The sequence below is a fragment of the Streptomyces sp. CNQ329 genome, from assembly GCF_000482585.1.
This window is the reverse complement of record NZ_AXVU01000005.1, coordinates 169,662-194,025: the sequence shown is the minus strand read 5'-3', so window position 1 is coordinate 194,025 and position 24,364 is coordinate 169,662. Positions and strand designations below refer to the sequence as shown.

The window sequence follows — 24,364 nt, the reverse complement described above, 5'->3', positions numbered from 1 at the left end:
GTCGTCCGCGGGCAGTCCGGGGTGCTCCGCGGGCCGTCCGCCCGTCGTGCGTCGTCCGTCCGGATGACAACGACGAAACGCTGCACGGCAGTTGGGTCACCCCTGGCTCGATCAGGATGCGCCCCGGGGATCGTGGCAGTACGCTGCCGTGATCGTGGAGCAGGGCGCGGAAGGCGGTACGGGCGTGGGTGCGGGCGGTCTTGAGCTGCCCCCGGCAGGCGGCCCCGAGGACGGGGACCGTGGGGGTGGCGGCTCGACCGAGCCGCCACCGGGCGCGCCACCGCCGCCCGGGACGGTGTCACTGGCCCGGCCGATGGAGATCGGCGCGGAGATCGGCTGGGGCGAGGACGACTGGGACGAGGTACGCACCCGCGCGGCGCGCGCGGGGAGGGCGTACATCTGGCTGAACGTCGTCGAGCAGCGGCTGCGCTCCGTCGTCGCCGGTGTGCTGCGCCCCGTCTACGAACCGGTGCACGGCGAGGAGTGGGTCGTCGCCGCGGCGGGCCCCGCGGGCCAGGAGTGGGTGCAGCGGGCGGTCGCCGTACGGGAGGTCAGCCGGCGCAAGGGCTACCTGCTCGACCCCGCCGACGACAACGTCATCAGCTTCCTGACGCTGCCGCAGTTGCGCGAGCTGATGGTGCAGCACTGGCCGTGCTTCGAGCCCTACCTCGACGACCGGCGTGACCTGGAGCTGGCGCTCGACGAGCTGGAGGTCGCCCGCAACGTCGTCTCCCGCAACCGCGCGCTGTCCGGCACCGTGCTGGCGCAGGCCGAGCGCGCGGCCACCCGGCTGCTGCGCCTCCTCGGCGCCGACGACAAGCCGCCGTCCGCCGACCGGCTGCCGGTGGACGCGGTGGAGGACCTGGTCGGCGACCGGTACGCGGACGTGGTCGGCGTCCACCCGGACCGGGTCGGGCTGCAGCGCGCGCTGCCCGTGGAGGACCTCTTCGGCGGCGCCCGGCGGCTCGACGCGATCGGCATCGGGCTCAACTTGCTGGTGCAGAACTACTCCGGCCGCCGGCTGGGCCGGCTGGCGGAGGGCGGCTGCCGGATCCGGCTGCTGTTCCTCAACCCGGCGAGCAGCACGGTGCGCCGGCGGGAGCGCGAACTGGGCATGAAGCGGGGCGAGCTGGCGCGGGCGGTGGAGACGAACATCATCCACATGCGCCGGGTCCGCTCCCGGCTCCACCCGCGGGGCGGTGCGGACCCGGCGGGGGCGTTCGACATCCGGGTCTTCGACGAGACGCCGCGGTTCACGGCGTACCTCATCAACGGCGACCGGCCGGACGGGGTCGGCGTGGTGCAGACGTACCTGCGGCGGGCCCGCGGCGCGGAGGCGCCGGCGCTGGTCCTGCGGGCGGCGCGGCGGGAGCTGGTGCACGGGGAGGGCGGCGGTGAGCCGGGGCTCTTCGAGGTGTACCGGGAGGAGTTCGAGAGCTTCTGGGCGGACGCGCGCCCGGTCTCCTGACAGCCGCCGCACCCCCTGTCCGGCCCCCTCTCCACCCGCCCCGGCCCCTCCCCCATATCCGGAATCTTCCGGTCCGGTATGTCAGTGGCGGGTGAGAGTGTGGAGTCACTGGCCACGGAGCAGGGAGGGCGCCCATGGGGTGGTACGGGGAGCTGCTGGTCGGCTTCGACCTGGAAACGACCGGGACGGACCCGGGGGAGGCGCGGATCGTCTCCGCCGCGGTCGTGGAGGCCGCCCGAGGCGTGCCGACGCGCAAGCGGGAGTGGCTTGCCGCCCCCGGTGTCCCGGTGCCGCCGGAGACGACCGCGATCCACGGGATCACCGACGAGCGGGCGACGGCCCACGGCAGGCCGGCGGCGGAGGTCGCGGACGAGGTGGCGGACGCGCTGGCGGGGTACTGGGCGCGCGGCGTCCCGGTCGTCGCGTACAACGCCACGTTCGACCTGACGCTGCTGACCGCGGAGTTGCGCCGCCACGGGCTCGCCTCGATGCGCGAGCGGCTGGGCGGCAGGGAGGAGGGTCCGGTGATCGATCCGTACGCGATGGACAGGACGGTGGACCCGTTCCGGGAGGGCAAGCGGACGCTGGAGGCGGTCTGTGTGGAGTACGGGGTGGTGCTCGGCCGCGCGCACGACGCCGCGGAGGATGCGCTGGCGGCGGTCCGGCTGGCGGTGGCGATAGCCGAGCGGTACGGGGACGTGGCGTCGGCGGGCGCGTGGGACCTGCACCGCGGCCAGACGGACTGGCATGCGGAACGGGCGGAGGGCTACCGCCAGTGGCTCGCCCGCCAGTCCCGCGAGCCGGCGCCCGCGGCGGACGTCGCGGCCGCGGCGGCGGTGGAGCCGGTGCCGAAGAGGGGCTACGGACCGGACGGGGCGGTGGCGTAGCGGCTGGAGCGAGCGGTCGGTGCAGCGACGGGGGGCGCAGCACCGACTGCCCGGCACGGGGGGTGTGACGGCAGGGTGCAGGTCGCCCGGCCCGAAGACGCGGCCCGCCGCCCGCGGAGCGGGCGGCGGGCGCTGTCGCGCGTTGCCGCGCTGTCGCGCGTTGCCGCGCTGTCGCGCGTTGCCGCGCTGTCGCGCGTTGCCGCGCTGTCGCGCGTTGCCGCGCTGTCGCGCGTTGCCGCGCTGACGTGGTGCCGAGGGGCGCCGCGGTGCCGGTGCGCGCGTTGCCTCCGGGGGCCTCCGGTTTCCCGGGGCCGCGGGGCGGGTTGCGCCGCCTCGCGGCCCCGGCCGGGGCCCGGCCGCCGCGCCCCGGGTGTCAGCGCAGCGTCGTGTGCAGGGTCAGCCACTGGGCCGGGGTGGCGTAGGCCACGACCGTGTCCCTGGGGAGGTCCGCCACGCGGAAGGCCCTCGTCAGGCGCGCCGTCGGGTGGCCCGCGCGGCGCAGGGACGCGAACAGGGTGCCGCCCGCGCCGCCGAAGCCCGCCTCCACCATGCGGCGGTACGCGGCCTCCTCGCCCCGCGGCAGCAGCGGCTCCGGGCGGCGGTCGATCCGCAGCACCGCCGAGTCCACCCGCGGCACCGGACGGAAGCTCTCCCGCGCCACCCGCCCGCACAGCCGCCACTCGTGCCACGGCCACGTCCGCACGGTCAGCAGGCTCCAACGGCCGTAGTCCCCGGTCCGCTTGCGGGCGTACTCGCGCTGGGTGACGAACGTCGCCGTCTCCAGCCGTCGCGCGCGCAGGCACCAGTCCACGATCTCGGAGGTCCGTGCGTACGGGACGTTGCCCACCACGGAGAACGGCTCCCGCGGCGGCCGGGCGGCGAGGAAGTCCTGCCCCACGACGCGGACATGGGAGTGGGCCGCGAGCCGGGCGCGGAGCCCGGCCAGCAGCCGGCGGTCGATCTCGTAGGCGATGAGCTCCCGGCAGTGCGGGGCCAGCGCCTCGGTCAGCGCCCCGGTGCCGGCGCCGACCTCGACGACGAGCCGGCCGCCGGGTGCCGCGAGGCGCGCCACGCGCCGGACGACGGCGGGGTCGGCCAGGAAGTTCTGGGAGAGGGAACGGGAGCGGGGGCCGGAGCGAGCGGACCGGCGGGGTTCGGCGCGGGAGCCGCCGGGGGCGCCGCCCCCGCCGGAGTTGCGCCGGGTGGCGGCGCCGGCGGTGTCACGGGACCTGCCGCGGGTGTCGTCGTTCCGGGCGCCGTCGCGGCTCCCGGCGGGGGTGTTCCCGGCGGAGGCGTCACGGCCGGGCGCCGGGGAGCCGCGGCGGCGGTTGGTACGGGCGTTGCCGCCCGTGGTGGTGCGCGCGTCGGTACGGCCGTTCGTATCGGAATCCGCGCGCGCGGACATGCGTCGGTGAGAGCGGGCCACAGCCTGCCGTCCTTCCGGAAAGAAGTGCGTTCCTGGACTGGCGGATGGCCCTGGCCGGGCAGCGGAACGTCGGCCCCGCGCGGGGGCATGCGGGCATGCGGGCACGCGGACGTGTGACGGGAAAGGCCCGGCGCGGGCGCGCTCAGGGCGCGCGGACCGCGGGGGCCGCGACGGGGTCGCTCAGCGGGAATGCCGTCCCGGGCTGCCGGTCAGGGCGCCGGGACCACGCGGGGGCGATACGGCACGAGGGAAAGGAAGGCCGCACGCCGCAGACCTGCGTGGCCACCGAGGCAGCGACGCGTCATCCCGAAGATGCCCGCACAGCAGCAGCCTGCCACGGTGTCTCCTTGCCTCGGATGCACTTCCGCGCCCACCCTAGCCGTCCGCCCACCGCCCGCGCACACCGGTTTTCTCCGGCCCCCGGCGCCCGCCCCGCCCCGTACTCCGCCCCGGGCCCCCACGCTCGGTGCAGGGGCTGCTACGCTCCCGCTGGGCCTGACCCGGGAGCGAGATGACCACCGCTGCCTTTCCCACTTCCCTGCACCGAACGGTGCTCGAGGTGGTGCTGACCGAACTGCGTGCGGACCCCGACGTCCGCGGTGTCCTGCTGTCCGGGTCCCTCGCCCGGGGCACCGCCCGCGCCGACTCCGACCTCGATCTGCTCGTGGTCACCGCCCTCGACCCCGTACGCCGGCCCTCCTGGCGGTCCCGGCGCCGTCCGCTGCCCGTCGACCTCGTGCCCCGTACCGCCGAGCAGTGGCGCTCTGGCTTCGCCCCGCACCGGATCGGCGACGAGTCCTGGGGCTACGCCTTCCTCGACGGCGTGCCTCTGCACGACCCCGACGGCGTCGTGGCCCGGCTCGTCGCCGACGCCGCGACCATTCACGCCGGCTACCGCACCCCGCCGCCGGTCAAGGCGCACTACGCCGAGTTCTGGGCGCACGTCGTACCCAGGATGCAGGCCGTGCGCCAGCGCGGCGACCCCGTGGAGACGGGGTGGGCGGCGGCCGTCATGACCAACGAGCTGATCCGCACCCTGTGTGCGGCCAACGACCTGCCCAACCCCTCCCTCGACCTCGGTTCGTGCCAGCGCCACCTGGACGACCTCAAGGCCCCGGCCGGCGCCACCGACCTGATGCGCGCCGTGCTGCGCGCGGCCCCGCGGGACGCGCTGCGGCTGCAGTTGGAGCTGGTGGGGGACGTCCTCCCGCTGCTGGCCGCGCCCGGCGCGGCGGGCCCGCCGCCGGGCGCGGAGGGCGGAGCATACCGGTAGCGGGGCCGCCGGGGCCGGACGAACGCGCTCCGGTTTCGCCGTGCCCGGGCGGCACGGCAAGCTCCCTCCATGGCATACGCATCCCCCTGGCGCGTGCCCGCCTTCCGACGGCTGTACGCCGCCACCGCCGCCGATCAGATCGGCATTCAGGTCGGTCATCTGGCCCTTCCTCTGGTGGCGCTCGGTCTCGGCGCGAGCCCCGGTCAGATCGGCCTGCTGGCCGCGCTCGGCACCTCCGCGTACCTGCTGATCGGCCTGCCCTCCGGGGTGTGGGTCGACCGGCTCGGCTGTGTGCCGGTGCTGGTGACGGCCGCCCTGGCGCGGGCCGTTCTGCTCACCGCCGTGCCCCTCGCCTGGTGGTTCGGCGCGCTCACGCTGCCGCACCTGTATACGGCCGTGCTGCTGACCGGCTGCGCCACCGTCTTCTTCGACGTCGCCTCGCACAGTTGTCTGCCGGCCGTGGTGGGACGTGAGGCGCTGGTACGGGCGAACGCGGGCGTCGTCAGCCTGTACGCCGTCGGCAGCGTCGCCGGACGCGGCGCGGGCGGGCTGCTGGTGGAGGTGCTCACGGCTCCGGTCGCGGTCGCGGCGCAGGCCGTCAGCCACCTCGCCGCGGCCATCTCGCTCACCGGCATCCGCGACGGCGCCCCGCGCCGTACGCGGCCGGCGCCCCGCCGGCTGGCCGCCGGGATGCGCGACGGGCTGCGGCACGTGCTGGGCAGCCGCGAGCTGCGCCCGCTGGCGCTCGGCGCCGCCCTCGCCAACCTGGGAGCGCAGACGGTCAACACGATGGTCCCGGTGCTCTTCGTCGGCCGGCTCGGCCTGCCCGCCTGGCTGCTCGGCGGGTACTGGGCGCTCTGTGGCACCGCCGCCTTCGTCGGTGCCCGGATCGCCCGGCCGCTCGCCGCCCGCCGCGGGTGCGGGTGGACGCTGGCCACCGCGGGACTGTGTGTGGCCCCGGCGGCGCTGCTCATCCCGCTGCTGAGCCGGCCGCCGCTGCTGTGCGTGGCGGGGGCCGCGGGGATGGCGCTGGTGTCGGTGAAGATCGCCATCGACACCGTCCTGGGGCTCAGCCTGCGGCAGGGGCTGACTCCGGACGCGCTGCTGGGCCGAATGAACGCGACCTTCCGGTTCCTGCTGATGGGTTCGGTCGCGCTGGGCTCGGTGCTGTCCGGGGTGATCGGCGAGTTCGCGGGCGTGCGGGCGGCGCTGTGGACGGGGGCGGTGATCCTGGTGGTGGCGGCGCTGCCGCTGTACTTCTCGCCGGTCCGCACCCGCCGCCACCTTCCGGAGGCGACCGTCGCGGAGCGGGACCCTGTCACCTGACGCCGCGTCCGAACGCCGTGCACCGACACCGAGCCGCCGCCGTGCCGCCGGCGAGGGCGCGACCGTGCCCCGTACGCCTGCGCCGCCCCGACCGTGCGCCCGAAAGGGCTACGCCTCCTGCGCCACCAACTCCCCGCCCTTGGCGCCCTCGTCGCCGCCCCCGGCACCCGCGCCGGCCCCGCCCTCCTCCGCGAACTGCGTCCGGTACAGCTCCTCGTACCGCCCGCCGGCCGCCAGCAGCTCCGCGTGCGTGCCGCGCTCCACGATCCGGCCCTCCTCCACCACAAGGATCTGGTCCGCGGCCCGCACCGTGGACAGCCGGTGCGCGATGACCACCGCGGTCCGCCCCGCCAGCGCCTCCGCCAGCGCCTCCTGCACCGCCGCCTCCGACGTCGAGTCCAGATGCGCGGTGGCCTCGTCCAGCACGACCACGCGCGGCTCCGCCAGCAGCAGCCGGGCGATCGTCAGCCGCTGCCGCTCGCCGCCCGACAGCCGGTAGCCCCGCTCGCCGACGACGGTGTCCAGTCCTTCCGGCAGCGCCGCCATCAGATCGTCGAGCCGGGCCTTGCGCAGCGCCTCCCACAGGTCCGCGTCGCTCGCGCCCGGCCGCGCCAGCAGCAGGTTCTCGCGGACCGACTCGTGGAACAGGTGCCCGTCCTGGGTCACCATGCCCAGCGTCGCGCGTACCGAGGCGGCCGACAGGTCCCGGACGTCCACGCCGCCGAGGCGGACCGTGCCGCCGTCCGTGTCGTACAGCCGCGGGATGAGCTGCGCGATCGTCGACTTGCCCGCGCCCGAGGAGCCGACGAGGGCGACCATCCGGCCCGGCTCCGCGCGGAAGGACACCCCGTGCAGCACCTGCGCGCCGGCCTTGCTGTCCAGCACGGCGACCTCCTCCAGCGAGGCCAGCGACACCTTGTCGGCGGCCGGGTAGCCGAAGTCGACGCCGTCGAACTCCACCGCCACCGGCCCCTCCGGCACCTCCCGCGCGTCCGGCCGCTCGGCGACCAGGGGCTTCAGGTCCAGCACCTCGAAGACCCGCTCGAAGCTGACGAGCGCGCTCATCACCTCCACCCGCGCCCCCGCCAGGGAGGTCAGCGGCGCGTACAGCCGGGTGATGAGCAGGGCGAGGGCGACGACGGAGCCGGCGTCGAGGGTGCCGCGCAGCGCGAACCAGCCGCCGAGGCCGTAGACGAGCGCCAGGGCGAGCGCGGAGACGAGGGTGAGGGCGGTGATGAAGAGGGTCTGCACCATCGCCGTGCGGATCCCGATGTCCCGTACGCGGGCCGCCCGCTGCCGGAACTCCGCCGACTCCCGCTCCGGCTGCCCGTACAGCTTGACGAGCGTGGCGCCGGCCGCCGAGAACCGCTCGGTCATCTGGGTGCTCATCGCCGCGTTGTGGCCGGCGGCCTCGCGCTGCAGCCGGGCGAGCCGGGCGCCCATACGGCGCGCGGGCAGCACGAAGACGGGCAGCAGCACGAGCGCGAGCAGGGTGATCTGCCAGGAGAGGCGGAGCATGACGGCCAGGGTGAGGAGCAGGGTCACCAGGTTGCCGACGACGCCGGAGAGGGTGTTGCTGAACGCGCGCTGGGCGCCGAGGACGTCGTTGTTGAGCCGGCTGACGAGGGCCCCGGTGCGGGTGCGGGTGAAGAACGCGACGGGCATGCGCTGCACGTGGTCGTAGACCGCGGTGCGCAACTGGAGGATGAGCCCCTCGCCGATCCGGGCCGACAGCCAGCGCGCCAGCAGCCCGAACCCGGCCTCGGCGACGGCGATGCCGGCGATCAGCAGCGCCAGGGAAATCACCCGGCCCCGGCCGGAGTCGCCGACGATGGCGTCCACGACCTGCCCGGCGAGCAGCGGCGTGGCCACGGCCAGCGCCGCGGTGATCACGCTGAGCAGCAGGAACCACCTCAGCAGCCGCCGGTGCGGCTGGGCGAACCGCCAGATCCGCCCGAGCCCGGCCCGCGACAGCGGGCGCTTGTCCCGCTGCGCGGTGACCGTGCTGTGGAGCGACTGCCAGGCGGTGGCCTGCATGTCCATTCGGATACTCCCGTCTCGTGGTGCGCGCGGCCGGGTGCGGCGGCCCGCCACCGCAAAGCTAGAACCTGAACCATGGTTCAGTGCAACCGCCGGCAGGGAGGGTCGCCCCTGCCGAACCGGAACGGAGGCGGTTTTATGCCCGGCGCCGGGCGGTAGGGCCGTCCCGGGCGGGCGGCGCCTACGGCCGGGGTGCGCGTACGGCCGGGCGGCGGTGGCGCGGGCCGGCCCCGCTGCCGGGCCGGCGCCGGGGTCAGCGGGCCGTCAGCAGGTAGCGGGTGTGTCCGAAGCCCACCTGGTCGCCCGGCCGCACCGGGGCCTCGCCCGTCAGCCGGCGGCCGTTGATGAACGTGCCGTTCGTCGAACCCAGGTCCCGCAGCAGCCACACGCCGCTCGCGCACCGCAGCTCCGCGTGCATCCGCGAGACCGTCTCCTCCATCAGCCGCAACCCGTTGCGGGGGTCCCGCCCTATGCGCAGCGGGAACGCGCCGGGCGCCGGCAGCATCAGCGGCGGGAGCCGCTCCGCCTGCCACGCCTGCTTCACCCGCACCCCGAGCGACGACGCCTTGGCGACCGTGCCGAGGATCGCCCGCGTCAACCGGCCCTCGCGCGGCGGCAGATCGGCGGTGAGCGCGGCCAGCTGCTCGTGGGAGTGCGCGGCGAAAGCGAGCTCCATCCGGGCCAGGAACGTGTCCTGCGACAGCCGGCCGTCCGACGCGCCGTCGCGCAGCAACTCGATCGCCCTGTCCCGCTCTTCGTCGGAGACACGCGGGGCCCCCGCCGGGTACACGGGGAACGAGGAAGACGTGGGCTGGTCGGAACCGGACACCCTCGAATTGTCGGGCTGGTCCACGGCGGGTGTCCAGTACGCTTCCGTTCCCGTACGGACCCGTGACAAATGATCGACACCCGCCGCCCCGCGCCTCGCCGCACCGCGCGGCGCCTTCCGAGGAGCGGTGCCGGGGCGGGCCTCGCGGCCCGGTGCTCGGCTTTCAGCCGTTCAGCCCCGGCCCGCCTTCTCGGTCACGACGAACTCGCGGTCCGCCGGCGACGTGCCCTCCCGCGTGCCCCGGAGGATCCAGTAGCCGGCCGCCTCCGGCGGATCGCCCGCACGGAACGTGCCCACGACCAGGTCGTCGTACCCGTCCGTGTCGAGGTCGGCGAGGTGGAGCTGCCAGCCGAAGAAGTGGTCCGCGTTCGGGCGTCCCCTCCGCTTCGCTCCCAGATCCTGCGCCGAGACGACCTGCGCGGCCTCCGCGTCGAGGCCGTCGGCGCCGCCCAGGGCCACCGTGACCTCGCCCTCCCCGCGGCCGGCGGAGTGGGACGTGGCGAGGTCGTCCGTCCCGTCGCCGTTCACGTCGCCGACGACGTACCCCAGGCCGACCCGACGGTCCGGACCGGTGCCCGCCCGGCCCGCCCCCGGACCCTTCCGGCTGCCGTAGACGACGGCGGCGCCGTCCCCCTGCCCCTGCCGGACCACGAGGTCGTCCGTCCCGTCGCCGTCGAAGTCTCCGGAGGTCAGCGGGGTGGCGCCCAGGCTCCCCGCGGGGATGCCCGAGGTGACACCCGGGACCGCGCCGGCGAGCCGCAGCCCTTCAGGCGTGCCGCGGTAGAGCGCGGCGTCGAGGACGTCCTCCGGCATGTCCTCCTCGAAGCGCACGTCCTCCTCGTCGTACGTCGCCTTGGTGACCAGGTCGGTGCGGCCGTCGCCGTCGAAGTCACCGGCGGCGACGTCGGTGACGGACGCCCAGCCGCCGAAGCCCACATCGGTTGTCGTCTCGCCGCGCGGCTGCGCACCGGCGCGGGCGAGCGGGCCGCGCAGCACGGTGGCGGGCTGGGCCCGCATGTCGTACTCGCCCCCCGAGTCGGCGAGGGTCAGCAGGTCGAGGGCGCCGTCGCCGTCGAAGTCGCCCACGGCGGCGGCCGGGTCGGTGTCCCGGGGCAGGTCGGTGGCGGCCACGGGCCCCTCGGGGCCGCCCCAGAGGATGCGCTGCCGCCCCGAGTCGGTGCCGTCCGCGTCCCGTACGCCGCGGACGAGGACGTCGGCGTAGCCGTCGGCGTCGAGGTCTCCGGTGAGCTGGACGGAGTAGTCGTGGCCCACGGGCACCTGGTGCAGCGGACCGTGCGGCGGGTAGCACCCGGAGAGGGGGAAGGCGGCCGACGGCTCCGGGCCGCCCTCCGCGGCGCGGAGCACGAAGCGGTTGTTCCGGAACGGCGTGCCGGGCCGGTTGGGGCTCCGGTACCAGCCGTTGAGCACCACGTCGGCGTGCCCGTCGCCGTCCACGTCGTCCCGGCCGGCCGGGTTGCCGGCCCGGCCGGGGGCGCCGCCGGCCCGGTCGGACGCGAAGGTGCAGGCGGTGGCCGTACGGTCGTCGTCCCGGCCGTCCCGAGCCTCGCCGTCGCCGTCCCCGCAGCCCGCGGCCAGCAGCGTGACCGGGAGCAGAAGCGCCGCAAGACGCCGGCCCGGCAGTAAGTGCAGGTACATGCGCACGAGTCTGCGCGATGTGGTGCACGGGCGCATCACGTTCCGATGAGGGTCGCATTCCGGTCGTGCGCGCCAGTCCGCCCCCGCACGCGCCCGCTCAGTGCTCCACCGCCAGCCGGATCCCCAGCGCCACCAGCACCGTGCCGGACACCTGCTCCAGCCGCTTGCGTACGCCCGCACGCGACAGCACACCCTTCAGCCGTCCCACGAACCACACGTACACCGCGTACCAGCCGATCTCGTACACCGCCCACAGCGCCGCGAGCGCCACGGTCGTCGCCAACTGCGGCGCGGACGCGGGCACGAACTGCGGGAGAAAGGACATCGCGAAGACGCCGACCTTCGGATTGGCCAGGTTCAGCAGCAGACCCGAGCGGTACGCGCGCCGGGACGTGACCTCCGGGCCCGCCCGGTCCGCGAACTCCTCCACCGCCCCCCGCCGCGCCGCGCGCAGCGCCTGTACCCCGAACCAGACCAGCACCGCCGCGCCGACCCAGCGCATCACGTCGTACGCCATCCGGGAGGCCGCCAGCAGCGCCGTGAGGCCGAACGCGGCGATCGTGCCCCACAGGAAGACACCCGTCTCGTTGCCGAGGACGGTCATCATCCCGGCGCGGCGGCTGTGCATCGAGTTGCGGATGATCAGGACCGTGCTGGGGCCGGGCGTGGCGGCGATCAGCGTGCAGGCCCCGAGGAAGGCGAGGAGAGTCGCGAGCATGTGCGCCATCCTGGGCCGGGCACAAGCGGAGGCGCCATCGATTTATCGCAACCTTTCCGGCATGGACAGCGCGCCGCGCACCCCGGCAGGCTTGTGTCCGTGAACTCCCCGGTAACGACCGTGATGATGCCCATCGTCCTCGCCTTCATCATGTTCGGCCTGGGCCTGGGCCTCACGCTCGCCGACTTCCGCCGGGTCAGGAAGCACCCCGGAGCCGTCGCCGCCGCGCTGGTGTGCCAGGTGCTGCTGCTGCCCGCCGTCTGCTTCGGGCTGGTCCTGGCCTTCGACCTGGCGCCGGTGTACGCGGTGGGGATGATGCTGCTGGCCGCCTCGCCCGGCGGGGCCATCGCCAACTACTACAGCCGGCTCTTCGGCGGCGACGTCGCCCTCAACATCACACTCACCGCGGTCAACTCCGGTCTGTCGCTGTTCTCCCTGCCGCTGATCGTCAACTTCTCGCTGGAGCACTTCGACGTCGGCGGCGACAACCTGGGCCTGAACTACGACAAGATCCTCCAGGTCTTCGCGATCGTGCTGATCCCCGTCGGGCTCGGCATGCTGACCCGGGCCCGTGCCCCGCGGATCAAGGAGCGCATCGACCGGACGGTCCGGACAGGGTCCCTGTTCGGGCTCTTCCTGGTGATCGTCGGCGTGGCCGTGGCCGAACGGGACCGCATCACCGACTCGTTGGTGGACCTCGGGCCGATCACATTCCTGTTCACGCTGATCTCCCTGGGCGTGGGCTACGGAGCCACCCGGCTGGTGCGCGCGGCGCACCCGCAGGCCGTGGCGTGCTGCTTCGAGATCGGCATGCACAACGTGGGGCTGGCGATGACCATCGCCATCAGCCCCACGCTGCTGGACAGCACCGAGATGGCCATGCCCGGCGCGGTGTACGCCGTCCTCAGCTACGTCGCCGCCACCTCCGTGGGCTACGCGCTGCGGGCCATCAGCCCGGAAGCCGGCGCACGTCGTCCGGCCCCGGCCCGTGCACCGAGCGGTGACCCGACAGCCCCAGGGTGAGGTCGAGGTCGGCGAGCAGGCTGCGCAGCACGTGCGCGACGCCCTCCTCGCCGCCGTGCGCGAGACCGTAGGCGTACGGCCTGCCGTACAGCACCGCACGTGCGCCCAGGGCGAGGGCCTTGAGCACGTCGGCCCCGGTGCGTACGCCCGAGTCGAAGAGCACCTCCAGGCGGTCGCCGACCGCCTCGGCGACCTCCGGCAGCACGTCGAGCGACGCGACCGCGCCGTCGACCTGCCGGCCGCCGTGGTTGGAGACGACGACGCCGTCCATGCCCGCGTCCGCGGCCCGGCGTGCGTCCTCCGGATGCTGGATGCCCTTGAGCAGGATCGGCCCGTCCCAGTGCTCCCGCAGGAACGGCAGCCGGTCCCACGTCCGGTCCGTACCGGTGAACATCGGCACCCAGCGCAGTACCGCGGCGCCCAGGTCCTCCTCCGGCGGCTTCGCGAGCCCCGCGCGGAACGCGGGGTCGGAGAAGGCGACGGCGGTGCCGGCGCCGCGGATGAACGGCAGGTACGCGGTGTCGAGGTCGTGCGGGCGCCAGGCCAGCGTCCAGGTGTCGAGGGTGACGACGAGGGCGGTGAAGCCCGCGGCGCGGGCACGCGCCAGGATGCTGGCGCACACCTCGTCGTCGTTCGGCCAGTAGAGCTGGTACCAGCGCGGGCCCGCCCCGCTCGCCTCCGCGACCTCCTCGATGGTGTACGAGGAGGCCGTGGACATCACCATCGGGACTCCGAGTGCGGACGCGGCGCGGGCCGTGGCCAGTTCGCCGTCGGGGTGCACGATCGACTGCACCCCGACGGGCGCCAGCAGGACGGGCGCGGGGAGCGCGGAGCCCAGCACGGTGGTGGCCAGGCTCCGCTCGGTGGCGCCGGTCAGCATGCGCGGGACGAGGCGGACCCGGTCGAACGCCGACCGGTTGGCCCGGGCGGTGGCGCCCGAGCCGGCCGCGCCCGCGACGTACCAGAACGGACCGTCCGCCAGCCGCTCGCGCGCGGACTGCTCCAGCGCGGTGAGGTCGGTGGTGAACGGCGGCAGCTTGTCCGCCAGCCCGTTCAGATAGATCTCGTTCTGGTAGTTGCCGAACGGCAGGTTCATCGGCGGCTCCCTTCGACCAACCGAGAGTCTGCGGGAACCGGCGGCGGAACGCTACCCATGGGTACCGGCGGCGGTTCGGCGTGCTCCAGGTCGGGCAGCCGGCGCAGCGCCTTCGGGAAGTACCAGTTGCGCTCGCCGAGCAGTGACATCACCGCGGGCAGCAGCACGCCGCGGATGATCGTCGCGTCGATCAGCACCGCAGTCGCCAGGCCCACGCCCATCTGCTTCATGGACTGCATCGACAGCGTGCCGAAGATCGAGAACACGGCGACCATGATGACGGCCGCGCTCGTCACCACGCCCGCGGTGGTGATGACCCCGTGCGAGACGGCGTCCGCGGTGCTCCGCCCCTGCGCCCGCGCCTCCTTGATCCGCGAGACCACGAACACGTGGTAGTCCATGCTGAGGCCGAAGAGGATCACGAAGAGGAACAGCGGCAGCCAGGCGACGATCGCCCCGACGCCCTCGGCGCCGACCAGGCCCGCGCCCCAGCCGTGCTGGAAGACCATCGTGAGCACGCCGTACGCCGCGCCCACCGACAGCAGGTTGAGCAGGATCGAGGTGATCGCGACCGTCAGCGACCGGAAGGCCATCAGCATCAGCAGGAAGGCGAAGGCCACCACGAAGAGGAAGACCGGCACCACCGCGCCGACGAGCTGGTCGTTGAAGTCCTTGCTCCCCGCGACCTGGCCGCCGACGGGCGCCTCGACGCCGTCCACCGCCTCCAGGGTCACCGGCCGGATCTCGTCCCGCAGCAGGGCGAGGCTCTTCTCCGCCTTGTCCTGGTCGGAACCGCCGACGAGGGGCACCTCGATGATGGCCACGTTCCGGTCGTCGTAGACCTGGACATCGATCGGGCCCTTGGACGCACCCGTGTCCAGCGCCTGTTCCTCGAAGTCGGCGATGGCCTTGCGGACGTCGGGCGCAGTGATGTCGTCGGCCTTGACGACCACCTCGGCGGGGTCGGAGCCGCCGGGGAACGCCTCGTTGATCCGGTCGTAGGTCTGCACGATCGGCAGCGAGTCGCCGAACTCCTGGTCCAGCGTGAGGTTCGCGGTGTTCATGCCCACGGCCGGCAGCGCGATCGCCGCGAGCGCGCCGGTGGCCACGATCACCGCCGCCTTCGGCCGGCGCAGTACGCGCGTCAGCACGGCCCGCCACACCCGGCTCTCGCCGCCGGAGTTGGACCGGCCGCGCTTGAGCCGCGACAGGAACGGCACCCTGCCCTTCTCGACCCGCTCGCCGAGCAGCGACAGCATCGCCGGCAGCACGGTCACCGAGCCGACCATGGCCACCGCGACCACCATGAGCGAGGCCACGCCCATCGCGGCGAAGTCGGCGAGGCCGGTGAAGAGCATCCCGCACATCGCGACGATGACCGTGATGCCGGAGACCAGCACCGCGCGCCCGGAGGTGGCCGCGGCGATCTCCAGCGCGGTGCGCGCGTCGCGGCCCTTGGCCCGCTCCTCGCGCTCGCGGCGCAGGTAGAACAGGCAGTAGTCGACGCCGACGGCCAGTCCCACCAGCAGCATCACCGAGTCGGCGACATCGCTCATCGGCTGTACGTGGCTGACCACGCCCATCAGGCCCATCGTGGCCACGATCGCGGTCATCGCCAGGACCAGCGGCAGCAGCGCGGCCACGAAGGCGCCGAAGACGATCAGCAGGATGCCGAAGGCGATCGGCACCGCCGAGTACTCCGCCTTCTTGAAGTCCTCGCCGAAGGCGTCGTCGAAGGTCTTCTCCATGCTGGCGCCGCCGATCTCCTCGATCAGCAGGCCCTGCGACCCGTGCTTGTCCTGGACCTCCGCGACCGCGTCGGTCACGGGTTCCACCCGGTCCGCCGCGGTCTCCGGGTCACCCTTCATCCGGAACTGCACCAGTGCGGAACGCCCGTCCCGCGAGATGGTGTCGCTCTCGTACGGCGAGACGACGTCCGTCACCTCGCCGGTGCCCTCGACGGCCCGTACGACGTCTTCCACGGCCGTACGGAACTCACCGGCCGTCGCCTTCAGCGTGCCCTTGGGCGACTGGACGAGCACGCTCTCCCCGACCGGCTCGTCCACGCCCGCGTCTTCGAGGATCTTCGCGGACCGCCCGGTCTCGCCCGGGACCTCCTCGCTGTCGCTGACCTCCGCCCGTCCCGCCGCGGAGCCGGCGACCGTCGCCAGCACCACGAACAACACCCAGATACCCACCGCGGCCCAGCGGTGGGTGACGCTCCATCCGCCGACGGCCGCGGCGACGCCCTGGCGCCGCTTCGTATGCCTCGGCGCCCTCGGTGCCCCCATCGTCGCTCTCCCTCGTGCGCGGCGGCGGCACACTGCCCCCACCTGCCGCTACGACGCTAAAGAAGCGCGGGCACGGTCCCCATCGTGCTGGCAGGTGAACCCGGCGGTGCTCAGCTCCACCGAAAGAAGGGGGGATAACCCCACCCCGGAGGAGTCGTGTCCCTTACACACAAAACGCCGGGGACCGGTCCGGGCCTTGTCCTTCCGGCCCGGAGCGGTCCCCGGCGGTGTTCGGGGAACGGCTCGCGCTCAGCGCGCCACGAGCAGCCCCCGGTTGCGCAGCACCCGGCGCTCCAGCGGGCCGAACACCAGCAGTTCGATGGCGACGCCGACGATGAGGATCAGCAGGATCGCGTTGAGCACGAGCGCCATGTCCTGGTAGCCGCGGCCGGTCTCCAGCAACTGCCCCAGCCCCACCCCGAGATCGGGGGAGGTGGCGATGATCTCCGCGGCCATCAGCGACCGCCACGAGAACGCCCAGCCCTGCTTGAGGCCGGCGAGATAGCCGGGCAGCGCCGCCGGCAGCAGCACGTGCCGTACGCCGTGCAGACCGGTGGCGCCGATGACCTGGCCGGCGCGCAGGTACAGCGGCGGGATCTGGCCGATGCCGGAGACCAGCCCGTTGGCGATCGACGGGACGGCGCCGAGCAGCACCACCGCGTAGATCATCGACGGGGTGAGGCCGAACCAGATGATCGCGGCGGGCACCCAGGCCACCGACGGCAGCGACTGCAGTCCGGTGAGGATCGGGCCGATGGCGGCGCGGACGAACGGCACCTTGGCGACGATCAGTCCGAGCGGAGTGCCGATGGCGATGGCGATGAGGAAGCCGAGCACGCCGCGGGACAGGCTCGTCCAGATGGTCTCGAAGAGCGTGCCTTCGTACCACTGGTCGGCGAGCGCGTCCCAGACCTGGCCGGGGCCGGGCAACTGGTAGTCGGGCTTGACCTCCAGCACGTACAGCAACTGCCAGACGGTCAGGACGAGGACGATCGCGACGATCGGCGGCAGCACCCGCTGCACCAGAACCTGGCGCAGCGGGGTGCGCGAGGCGGTCTTGGTGTCGAGGGCGTCGAGGCCCGCTTCCAGCCCGGCGAGGCCGGTGGAGTCCGTGCCCGCCCCGGCACCGGCCTTCTCGCCGGCCTTGTCGCCGGAGTCCTCGCCGGCCTTGGTCTCAGTGCTTGCCATGGCGGCGGATCTCCTCTCGCAGCTCTTCGGTGATCTCCAGCGACAGGTTGGCCACCTCGGTGTCCTCGATCCGGCGCGGCTGCGGGATGCCGATGGTCCACTCGCGGGCGATGCGCCCGGGGCGGGAGGACATGAGGATCACGCGCTCGGCGAGCTTGACGGCCTCGCGCACGTTGTGGGTGACGAAGAGCACGGAGACCTTCGTCTCCGTCCAGATCCGGGTCAGCTCGTCGTGCAGGACGTCCCGGGTGATGGCGTCGAGCGCGGCGAACGGCTCGTCCATCAGCAGCAGCCTGCTGTCCTGGGCGAGTGAGCGGGCCAGCGCGACGCGCTGGCGCATGCCGCCGGACAGCTCGTGCACCCGCTTGCCGTACGCGCCGGCCAGCCGGACGAGTTCGAGCAGGCGCTCCGCCTCGCCGCGGCGCTCGGCCTTGGCCAGGCCGCGCATCTTCAGCGCCAGCTCGATGTTCTTGCCCGCGGTCAGCCACGGGAACAGCGCGTGCTCCTGGAACATCAGCGCCGGGCGCTGCCCGCCGGGTACGTCGATGGTCCCGGCGGACGGGGCGTCGAGGCCGGCGACCAGGTTGAGCAGGGTGGACTTGCCGCACCCGGACGCGCCGAGCAGCGTGACGAACTCGCCCGGCGCGACGTCGAGGCTGATGTCGTCGAGGACCAGCAATTGCGCGCCGGGGCGGCCGAAGGACTTGGACACGTGCGTGATGCGGGCCGCGGGCCCGGCCCCGGCCTGCGCGGAGCCGGCCGGGGCGTCGTCGGTCACGGTGGTGGACATCTCTTGCACCTCCCGGAGGTGAGGCGGGCAGAGCTACTCGACGCCGAGGCCGGCGTCGTCGACGGCGGGCCGACCCTCGCTCTTGAGCACCTTGTTGAGGATGGACAGGTCATAGATGCCGTCGGTCTTCGCCTCGTCGAGCAGCCCCGACTTGACGCTGTGGTCGGCCTGTTCGCCGAGGGTGGAGGCCAGCGGATCGTCGGTGACCTCGATGGCGCCGAAGGCGCGGTTCAGCACCGCGTCCGGCAGCGGCTTGCCCGCGTACTCCTTGAGGCTGGCGTTGATCAGGGTCTTGGACTCGTCCGGGTTGTCCTTGATCCAGGCGTTGGTCTTCACCGAGCCGCGGACGACGGCCTCGACCACGTCGGGGTGCTCCTTGAGGAAGTCCTGCGCGACGATGAGGTGGGTGGTGACGAACTCGCCGTCGTCCCACAGCTCCTTCTCGTCCAGCAGCACCTCGCCGCCCTTCTCGACGAGGTTGGAGGCGGTCGGCTCCGGCACCCAGGCGCCGTCAAGGCCGCCCTGCTGGAAGGTGGTCGGGATCTCCTTGTTGTCCTGGCGGATCACGGAGACGTCGCCCTTGCCGGACTGGGGGTCGACCTCCAGGCCCTCGCCGGCCAGGTAGTTGAGCAGGGCCACGTCCTGGGTGTTGCCGATCTGCGGTGTGGCGATCCGCTTGCCTTCCAGGTCCTCCAGGGACGTGACCTTGTCGGGGTTGACGACCAGCGAGGCGCCGCCGGAGGTGGCGCCGGCGACGATGCGCAGGTTGCGGCCGTCCGCCTGGGTGTAGCCGTTGATGGCGGGGGAGGGGCCGATCCAGGTCATGTCGACGGAGCCGGCGTTGAGCGCCTCGATGGCGGACGGGCCGGCGTTGAATATCTGCGGCTTGACGGCGGTGCCGCCCAGCTCCTTGGTGATCAGGCCGTCGTCGCCGAGGCCGACCAGGGGGGTCGCGTGGGTCACGTTGCCGAAGAAGCCGATGTTGATCTCGTCGAGACCGCCGATCTTCTCGCCCTGGGCGGCCGGGGCCGCGTCGTCGCCCTTGTCGTCGCTGTCGGAGCCGTAACCGCAGGCGGTCAGGGCGAGCAGGGGGAGGGCGGCGGTGCCGGCGAGCAGGCGTATGGCCGCGCGGTGGCGGCGTGGTGCAGACACGGGAGGGTCATCCTCTCGGGGTGTTCCGGGATGCAACATCGTCTTTCCGAGTATCCCTATTGACTTAGTAGGGATAAGCCCATCGGGGCAGCCCGGTCAAGGGGGTTCTTGGGACGTGGACGAAAGCCCCGGCATACGGTCAGGATGTTCGTGCGCCTTTGCACGCCTTTGTGCAGGTGAGGCGTTACGGGAGCGTGACCGGCAGTCCGGCCGCGCGCCACGCCTGGAAGCCGCCGATCAGATCGGTCGCACGGGCCAGCCCGAGCGACTTGAGGGAGGCGGCGGCAAGCGACGAGGCGTATCCCTCGTCACACATGACGATCCAGTGCACCTCCGTGCCGGTGGCCTCGGCCACGGAGGCGCCGCTGGCCGGATCGCAGCGCCACTCCAGATGGTTGCGCTCCACCAGAAGCGCCCCGGGCACGGTGCCGGAGGCGCGCCGCTGGAACTCCGGCCGGGTGTCCACCAGCACGGCCCCTTCGGCGAGGGCGGCGTACGCCTGCCGGGGGGTGAGGCGGTCCAGCGTCGCGCGTACGGCGGCGAGCGCGGCGTCGATACCGGGGGTCCCGGGGGCGGCCATCAGCCGGCCACCGGGTCGGTACGCAGCGGGCGCAGGCCACCGCCGGGCAGCTCGGCGTAGTAGGACATGGCCGACAGCGCGGGTGCGTAGGCGTGGATGCTGACGGCCGGTGCCGTCCCGGCGTTGGACACCTCGTGCACGTACCGCGGGCCGAACGAGCGCAGCCCGCCCACGGCCAGCTCCCGCACCTGCGGCGCGCCCGCGGGCGCAGGGAAGGCACGTTCGGTGAGCACCCCTTCGACGACCGTGAACGCGCCCGCGCTGCCGCCGTGGTCGTGGATCTCGGTGCCCTGCCCGGGCAGCCAGGTCAGCAACCAGACCTCGTAGCCGTCGCCGACCCGGAGCCGGGTGTGGAAGCGGTCCGCGGCGTCGAAGCGGACGGCGGAGCGCCAGCGGCCGGGCCGGGCGGCGAGGCCGCGGACGAGCGCGCCGAGCCCGGCGGGCGTCAGGGCGCCGGGTGCTTCGGGTGCGGCGGGCGGGGCGGGGGTCAGCGTCGGCGGGGTGGACATCGGGACCTCGTTCCGGGGGATGCGTACGGCGGGGGAACGACGGGCGGAAAGGCCCGTCCGCGAAAGCACCCGCGGCGTACACCCGGGTGCGGCCGTCTACGGACGGCCGCGGGGACACAGCGCGCTCGCCACGCGCACCAGGTCCACGTGGTGGCGGGTGAAGAAGCGCTGGTCGGTGGGCATGCCCGCACGATCGCAGAGATGCCGCCGTGCACGCAAACCCCGTGCCCCGATTGGGAGTTGCCGACGTAATTCCGAAACAATATGAAGCGTTTGTTACATCTGCCCGCGGGTTTTTCCAGCGCCAGCCGGCGCTCGCCATACTGCGAACCATCGGCAGGGAAACACCGCGCCCGGGGCGCCGCGCATCGCGCGGTGCCCCGGGCGGCGGAGGTACCGGCGCCGCGGGCTAGTGCGCGCCCCCCAGGAGGCCGCGGATGCGGGCCGCCAGGGTTTCGAACTCCGGGGCCGACATGACCTTTCCGTAGTCGCGGGCCGGCGGCAGCTCCACCGGCATCGTCTCGACGATCCGGCCCGGACGGGCGCTCATCACCTCCACCCGGGTGCCGAGGTAGACGGCCTCCGAGATGGAGTGGGTGACCAGCACGATGGTCGTGCCCGTCTCCCGCCAGATGCGGTTCAGCTCGACGTTCAGATGCTCCCGCGTCAGCGCGTCCAGCGCGCCGAACGGCTCGTCGAGCAGCAGCACCGGCGGCTCGTGCAGCAGCGCGCGGCACAGCGCCACGCGCTGCTGCATGCCGCCGGACAGCTCGTGCGGCAGGGCGTCCTCGAAGCCCTTGAGGCCGGTCAGCTCGATGAGCTCGTCCGCCCGGCGGGCCGCGGTCTGCTTGTCCATGCCGCGCATCTCGGCCTGCAGCAGGATGTTCTTCCGCGCCCCGCGCCACTGCAGCAGCGCGGCCCGCTGGAAGGCGAACCCGATGTTGCGCTGCGGGCCCTTCACCTCCCGGCCGAGCAGGCTGACCTGGCCCGTCGTCGGCAGCACGAGACCGGCGATCATCTTCAGCAGGGTCGACTTGCCGCAGCCCGACGGGCCGAGGATGGAGACGAACTCACCGGGCTCGATCCGCATCGAGACCCCGTCGACCGCCGTGGTGCGACGGCGCTTCGTCGTGAACGTGCACGTCACCTCACGGATGTCGATGCTTGCCGACGCCGCCGCGTCGCTCGCGGCGGCCTTCTTCTTTTCGAGCTGCGGCACTGCTCACCCCTTAGCGGCGTACGACGCGTCCCAGTAGTCGGCGGGCTTCTTGGCCTCCTTCAGCATCCCGCCGTCCGACAGCAGGTCGATAGTCTCCTGCCACGACTCCTCGGAGTTGACGCCGATCCCGCCGCCGTCGCCCTTCAGCAGCGGCAGCGTGTCCTTGAGCTGGTTGGCGAGCACGTTGTCCGGCGGCGGCTCGGTCGCGGCCTCGGACATGATCTTCACGGCCTCGTCCTGGTTGGCCTCGACCTCCTGCCAGGACCTGGTGGTGGCCCGGACGAACGCCTTCGCCAGCTCGGGGTCCTCGGCCAGCAGCTTGTCGGAGGCGACGATGCCGGTGCCCAGGACGTTCATGCCGAAGTCGGAGAAGAGGATGTAGTCGACCGTCTCGCCGGTCGTGTTCTCGATCGTCGGGCCCTGGTCGTGGAAGAAGCCCATGATGGCGTCGACCTTGCCGGCGGCGAGCTGGGAGATCTTGTCCGCCGGCTGGACGTTGACGACCTTGACCTTCGACACATCCACGTCGTTGGCTTCGAGCCAGCCGGGGAAGGTGGCGTACATGGCGTCGCCCGGCGTGCCCGCCACGGTCTTGCCCTCCAGGTCGGCCGGCTCCTTGATGTTCTCGTCGGAGACGAACTGCACGGAGGACGGGCCCTTCTGGAGGTACACGCCGAGGCTCTTGACCTCCATGCCCTCGCCGATGCCGGCCATCAGCGGCGGGGTGTCGGCCCAGCCGAAGTCGGTCTTGTTCTGCGCGACCTGCTGGATGGTGGCGCCGGAGCCGTTGCCGGGCTTGATCTCCAGGTCGATGCCCTCGTCGGCGTAGAAGCCCTTCTCCACGCCGTAGTAGAAGGCGGCGTGCTCCCCGTACGGCACCCAGTTGAGGGTCAGCGTGACCTTCTTGCCGTTGCCCTCGCCGCCCGAGTCGCCGCCGTCGTCGTCGGACGTGTCGGGAGCGCAGGCGGCCGTGGCGAGCAGCGCGCTCAGCAGGGTGAGTGTCGCCGCGGTGCGTTTCATGTCGTTGCCTTCCTGGGTGGTCCGGTTCTGCGGGATACGGGCTGCGGCGTCAGTGACGCGAACGGAACGGAAACGGCGGTGCACGGGCCCGCTCAGGTCGTCGCCATCGTCACGCTGGAGCCCTCGCGGCGGCTGGCGTGCCACGGGATGAGCAGGGACTCGGCGACCTCGATGACGACGAACAGCACCACGCCGATCGCCGACATGAGGATCAGGTCCGCGAAGAGCAGCGCGGAGTTCAGGTTGCCGCTGGCGAGCAGCAGGATGTAGCCGAGCCCTTCGCTGGCGCCGACGAACTCGCCGACGACGGCGCCGACCACCGCCAGGGTCACCGCGACCTTCAGCCCGGCCATGAGCTGCGGCAGCGCGCCGGGGAAGCGGACCTTGACGAAGACGTTCCACCGGCTGGCGCCCATCGTCGCGGAGAGGTCCAGCAGTTCGGGGTCGGTGTCGCGCAGCCCGGCGACGCCGGAGACGACGACGGGGAAGAAGGCGATCAGCACCGCCAGGATGATCTTCGGCGACAGCCCGGTGCCGAACCACACGATGAGGATCGGCGCGATGGCGATCTTCGGGATGACCTGGGCGAAGAGGATGATCGGGTAGAGCGAGCGCTCGGCGGTCCTGGAGTAGACGATGAGCACCGCGGCGGCGATGCCGATGAGGGCCGCCAGCAGGAAGCCGATGACCGTCTCGTACAGCGTCACATAGGTGTGCTCCGCCAGCATCGAGCGGTCTTCCCACATGACCTCGAAGACCGAGCCGGGGGTGGGGACGAGGTAGCGCTCGACCATCTCCCGCGCGGTGACGAACCACCAGACGAGGCCGATCACGGCGAGCACGATGAGGGGCCGCCACACGGCGGAGCCGAAGGCGGCGAGCTGGTTGCCGAGGCGCACTCCGCGCCGTCCCGTCCGCTCGGGGGCGGTCGGGACGGCGGCGGGCGCCTTGAGGTCGTCCTGTGCCGTTGTCACTCGAGATGCATCCAATCGAGGTTGAACACGTGGCCGTCGCCGGGGCAGTTCTTGCGGACGGCGGAACGGCTCCCGGCCCCCCGCCCGGGTGGCGTCCGGGCGGTGACCGTGGCGGCCTGTTCCGAAGGTCGTCCTGCGGTCGTGCGGTGAGGTGGTGCCAGGTGGTGCCGAGTGGTGCCTGGTGCGGTGCTGCGACAGTGGCCAAGGCCACAGAAAGCGCTTGCCATAAGCTACGGGCGGCGCCCGCCCGCGGGCAAGGGGTCGTGAGGCAGATTCCTGCACCGCACCCGGGTCCGCAAGGCACCGTGCGCCATGGTCTGATTCCCCTGTGGAGAGCACCGCCCTGACCACCTGGTCACTGGAGCAGACCGCCGAAGACGATCTCCGTCCGGCGGCCGTGCCGGCGGCCGTCGCGGCCGGGGAGCTGACCGTGGTGCGCGCCCGGATCCCGTCGCCGGGGTTCAGCCGTTATCTCTACGGCGCCGTCGGGGCCGACGTGTCGTGGACGGACCGGCTGGTGTGGGACGAGGAGCGCTGGCGCGCCTTCGTCGAGCAGCCGGGGACCGAGACGTGGGTGGCGTACGAGAGCGGGACGCCCGCCGGGTATCTGGAACTGGAGGGGCAGCCGGACGGCGTGGTGGAGATCACCTACTTCGGGCTGCTGCCGGCGTTCCGCGGCCGGCGCATCGGCGGGCACCTGCTCTCCGTCGGCACCGCGCGCGCCTGGGACCTGGCCGGGAGGTGGCCCGGGCGGGCACGCACGCGCCGGGTGTGGGTGCACACCTGCAGCGATGACGGCCCGTACGCCCTGGACAACTACCGGCGCCGCGGCTTCCGGATCTTCGACGTGCAGACGGGGGACGTCGCCGCCGGCGGGGCGGGAAAGTAGCCCCGTCACC

General features: G+C 73.2%; 22 protein-coding genes. 6 read left to right on the top strand and 16 right to left on the bottom strand.

Features of this window, described 5'->3' with window-relative positions:
* Positions 1-184: 184 nt before the first annotated feature.
* Both I003_RS0104820 and I003_RS0104815 read left to right on the top strand, forming a co-directional pair.
* On the top strand, positions 185-1,468 hold the full coding sequence (locus I003_RS0104820; protein ID WP_158688938.1) for an SAV2148 family HEPN domain-containing protein: 1,284 nt from the start codon (positions 185-187) through the stop codon (positions 1,466-1,468).
* Between the two features lie 134 nt (positions 1,469-1,602).
* Complete coding sequence (locus I003_RS0104815; RefSeq protein WP_027770473.1) at positions 1,603-2,355, top strand: exonuclease domain-containing protein; 753 nt, start codon at positions 1,603-1,605, stop codon at positions 2,353-2,355.
* 373 nt (positions 2,356-2,728) lie between these two features.
* On the opposite strand, the gene erm is transcribed toward I003_RS0104815, so the two are convergent.
* Positions 2,729-3,454 (bottom strand): ErmE/ErmH/ErmO/ErmR family 23S rRNA (adenine(2058)-N(6))-methyltransferase, encoded by a 726-nt coding sequence (gene erm / locus I003_RS0104810; protein WP_486584095.1) that lies wholly within the window; start codon positions 3,452-3,454, stop codon positions 2,729-2,731.
* 838 nt (positions 3,455-4,292) lie between these two features.
* Between erm and I003_RS0104805 the strand changes: the two genes are divergently transcribed.
* Both I003_RS0104805 and I003_RS0104800 read left to right on the top strand, forming a co-directional pair.
* Positions 4,293-5,054 carry a nucleotidyltransferase domain-containing protein gene (locus tag I003_RS0104805; protein ID WP_027770471.1) on the top strand — a complete coding sequence of 254 codons (762 nt, stop codon included), beginning with the start codon at positions 4,293-4,295 and terminating at the stop codon, positions 5,052-5,054.
* A gap of 69 nt (positions 5,055-5,123) precedes the next feature.
* On the top strand, positions 5,124-6,380 hold the full coding sequence (locus I003_RS0104800; protein WP_027770470.1) for an MFS transporter: 1,257 nt from the start codon (positions 5,124-5,126) through the stop codon (positions 6,378-6,380).
* Positions 6,381-6,488: 108 nt separating this feature from the next.
* Here the strand turns inward: I003_RS0104800 and I003_RS0104795 are convergent, their stop codons facing one another.
* From I003_RS0104795 to I003_RS0104780, 4 genes are all read right to left on the bottom strand, one after another.
* Positions 6,489-8,423 carry an ABC transporter ATP-binding protein gene (locus I003_RS0104795; RefSeq protein ID WP_027770469.1) on the bottom strand — a complete coding sequence of 645 codons (1,935 nt, stop codon included), beginning with the start codon at positions 8,421-8,423 and terminating at the stop codon, positions 6,489-6,491.
* A gap of 250 nt (positions 8,424-8,673) precedes the next feature.
* Positions 8,674-9,249: an FHA domain-containing protein gene (locus tag I003_RS0104790; RefSeq protein ID WP_027770468.1), complete on the bottom strand. Its 576-nt coding sequence runs from the start codon at positions 9,247-9,249 to the stop codon at positions 8,674-8,676.
* 171 nt (positions 9,250-9,420) lie between these two features.
* Positions 9,421-10,905: a VCBS repeat-containing protein gene (locus I003_RS0104785; RefSeq protein ID WP_051368087.1), complete on the bottom strand. Its 1,485-nt coding sequence runs from the start codon at positions 10,903-10,905 to the stop codon at positions 9,421-9,423.
* A 97-nt stretch (positions 10,906-11,002) separates the two neighbouring features.
* A complete protein-coding gene (locus I003_RS0104780) occupies positions 11,003-11,623 on the bottom strand; it encodes a LysE family translocator (protein ID WP_027770466.1) in 621 nt (206 codons plus the stop codon).
* A gap of 99 nt (positions 11,624-11,722) precedes the next feature.
* Between I003_RS0104780 and I003_RS0104775 the strand changes: the two genes are divergently transcribed.
* On the top strand, positions 11,723-12,646 hold the full coding sequence (locus I003_RS0104775) for a cation:proton antiporter (RefSeq protein ID WP_037720111.1): 924 nt from the start codon (positions 11,723-11,725) through the stop codon (positions 12,644-12,646).
* On the opposite strand, the gene I003_RS0104770 is transcribed toward I003_RS0104775, so the two are convergent.
* From I003_RS0104770 to I003_RS0104720, 11 genes are all read right to left on the bottom strand, one after another.
* Positions 12,573-13,742: a lactate 2-monooxygenase gene (locus I003_RS0104770; RefSeq protein ID WP_027770464.1), complete on the bottom strand. Its 1,170-nt coding sequence runs from the start codon at positions 13,740-13,742 to the stop codon at positions 12,573-12,575. The genes I003_RS0104775 and I003_RS0104770 overlap by 74 nt on opposite strands.
* Positions 13,739-16,033 carry an MMPL family transporter gene (locus I003_RS0104765; protein WP_027770463.1) on the bottom strand — a complete coding sequence of 765 codons (2,295 nt, stop codon included), beginning with the start codon at positions 16,031-16,033 and terminating at the stop codon, positions 13,739-13,741. The genes I003_RS0104770 and I003_RS0104765 overlap by 4 nt, the downstream gene beginning before the upstream one ends.
* 249 nt (positions 16,034-16,282) lie before the next feature.
* Positions 16,283-17,221, bottom strand: coding sequence for an ABC transporter permease (locus I003_RS0104760; RefSeq protein WP_027770462.1), 939 nt, complete (start codon positions 17,219-17,221; stop codon positions 16,283-16,285).
* Positions 17,208-18,011, bottom strand: a complete 804-nt coding sequence (locus I003_RS0104755) for an ABC transporter ATP-binding protein (protein WP_027770461.1) — start codon at positions 18,009-18,011, stop codon at positions 17,208-17,210. Before I003_RS0104755 ends, I003_RS0104760 begins: the two co-directional genes overlap by 14 nt.
* A gap of 33 nt (positions 18,012-18,044) precedes the next feature.
* Positions 18,045-19,163 (bottom strand): ABC transporter substrate-binding protein, encoded by a 1,119-nt coding sequence (locus tag I003_RS0104750; RefSeq protein ID WP_027770460.1) that lies wholly within the window; start codon positions 19,161-19,163, stop codon positions 18,045-18,047.
* Between the two features lie 184 nt (positions 19,164-19,347).
* Positions 19,348-19,743 (bottom strand): rhodanese-like domain-containing protein, encoded by a 396-nt coding sequence (locus tag I003_RS31470; protein ID WP_037720061.1) that lies wholly within the window; start codon positions 19,741-19,743, stop codon positions 19,348-19,350.
* A complete protein-coding gene (locus tag I003_RS0104735) occupies positions 19,743-20,252 on the bottom strand; it encodes a cysteine dioxygenase (protein ID WP_027770459.1) in 510 nt (169 codons plus the stop codon). Before I003_RS0104735 ends, I003_RS31470 begins: the two co-directional genes overlap by 1 nt.
* A gap of 96 nt (positions 20,253-20,348) precedes the next feature.
* Positions 20,349-20,435 (bottom strand): putative leader peptide, encoded by an 87-nt coding sequence (locus I003_RS36695; RefSeq protein ID WP_486584094.1) that lies wholly within the window; start codon positions 20,433-20,435, stop codon positions 20,349-20,351.
* A 226-nt stretch (positions 20,436-20,661) separates the two neighbouring features.
* Positions 20,662-21,471, bottom strand: a complete 810-nt coding sequence (locus I003_RS0104730; RefSeq protein ID WP_027770458.1) for an ABC transporter ATP-binding protein — start codon at positions 21,469-21,471, stop codon at positions 20,662-20,664.
* Positions 21,472-21,474: 3 nt separating this feature from the next.
* Positions 21,475-22,491 carry an ABC transporter substrate-binding protein gene (locus I003_RS0104725; RefSeq protein ID WP_027770457.1) on the bottom strand — a complete coding sequence of 339 codons (1,017 nt, stop codon included), beginning with the start codon at positions 22,489-22,491 and terminating at the stop codon, positions 21,475-21,477.
* Positions 22,492-22,583: 92 nt separating this feature from the next.
* On the bottom strand, positions 22,584-23,465 hold the full coding sequence (locus I003_RS0104720) for an ABC transporter permease (protein ID WP_027770456.1): 882 nt from the start codon (positions 23,463-23,465) through the stop codon (positions 22,584-22,586).
* 328 nt (positions 23,466-23,793) lie between these two features.
* On the opposite strand from I003_RS0104720, the gene I003_RS0104715 reads away from it, so the two are divergent.
* Positions 23,794-24,354, top strand: a complete 561-nt coding sequence (locus tag I003_RS0104715) for a GNAT family N-acetyltransferase (protein WP_027770455.1) — start codon at positions 23,794-23,796, stop codon at positions 24,352-24,354.
* Positions 24,355-24,364 lie beyond the last annotated feature (10 nt).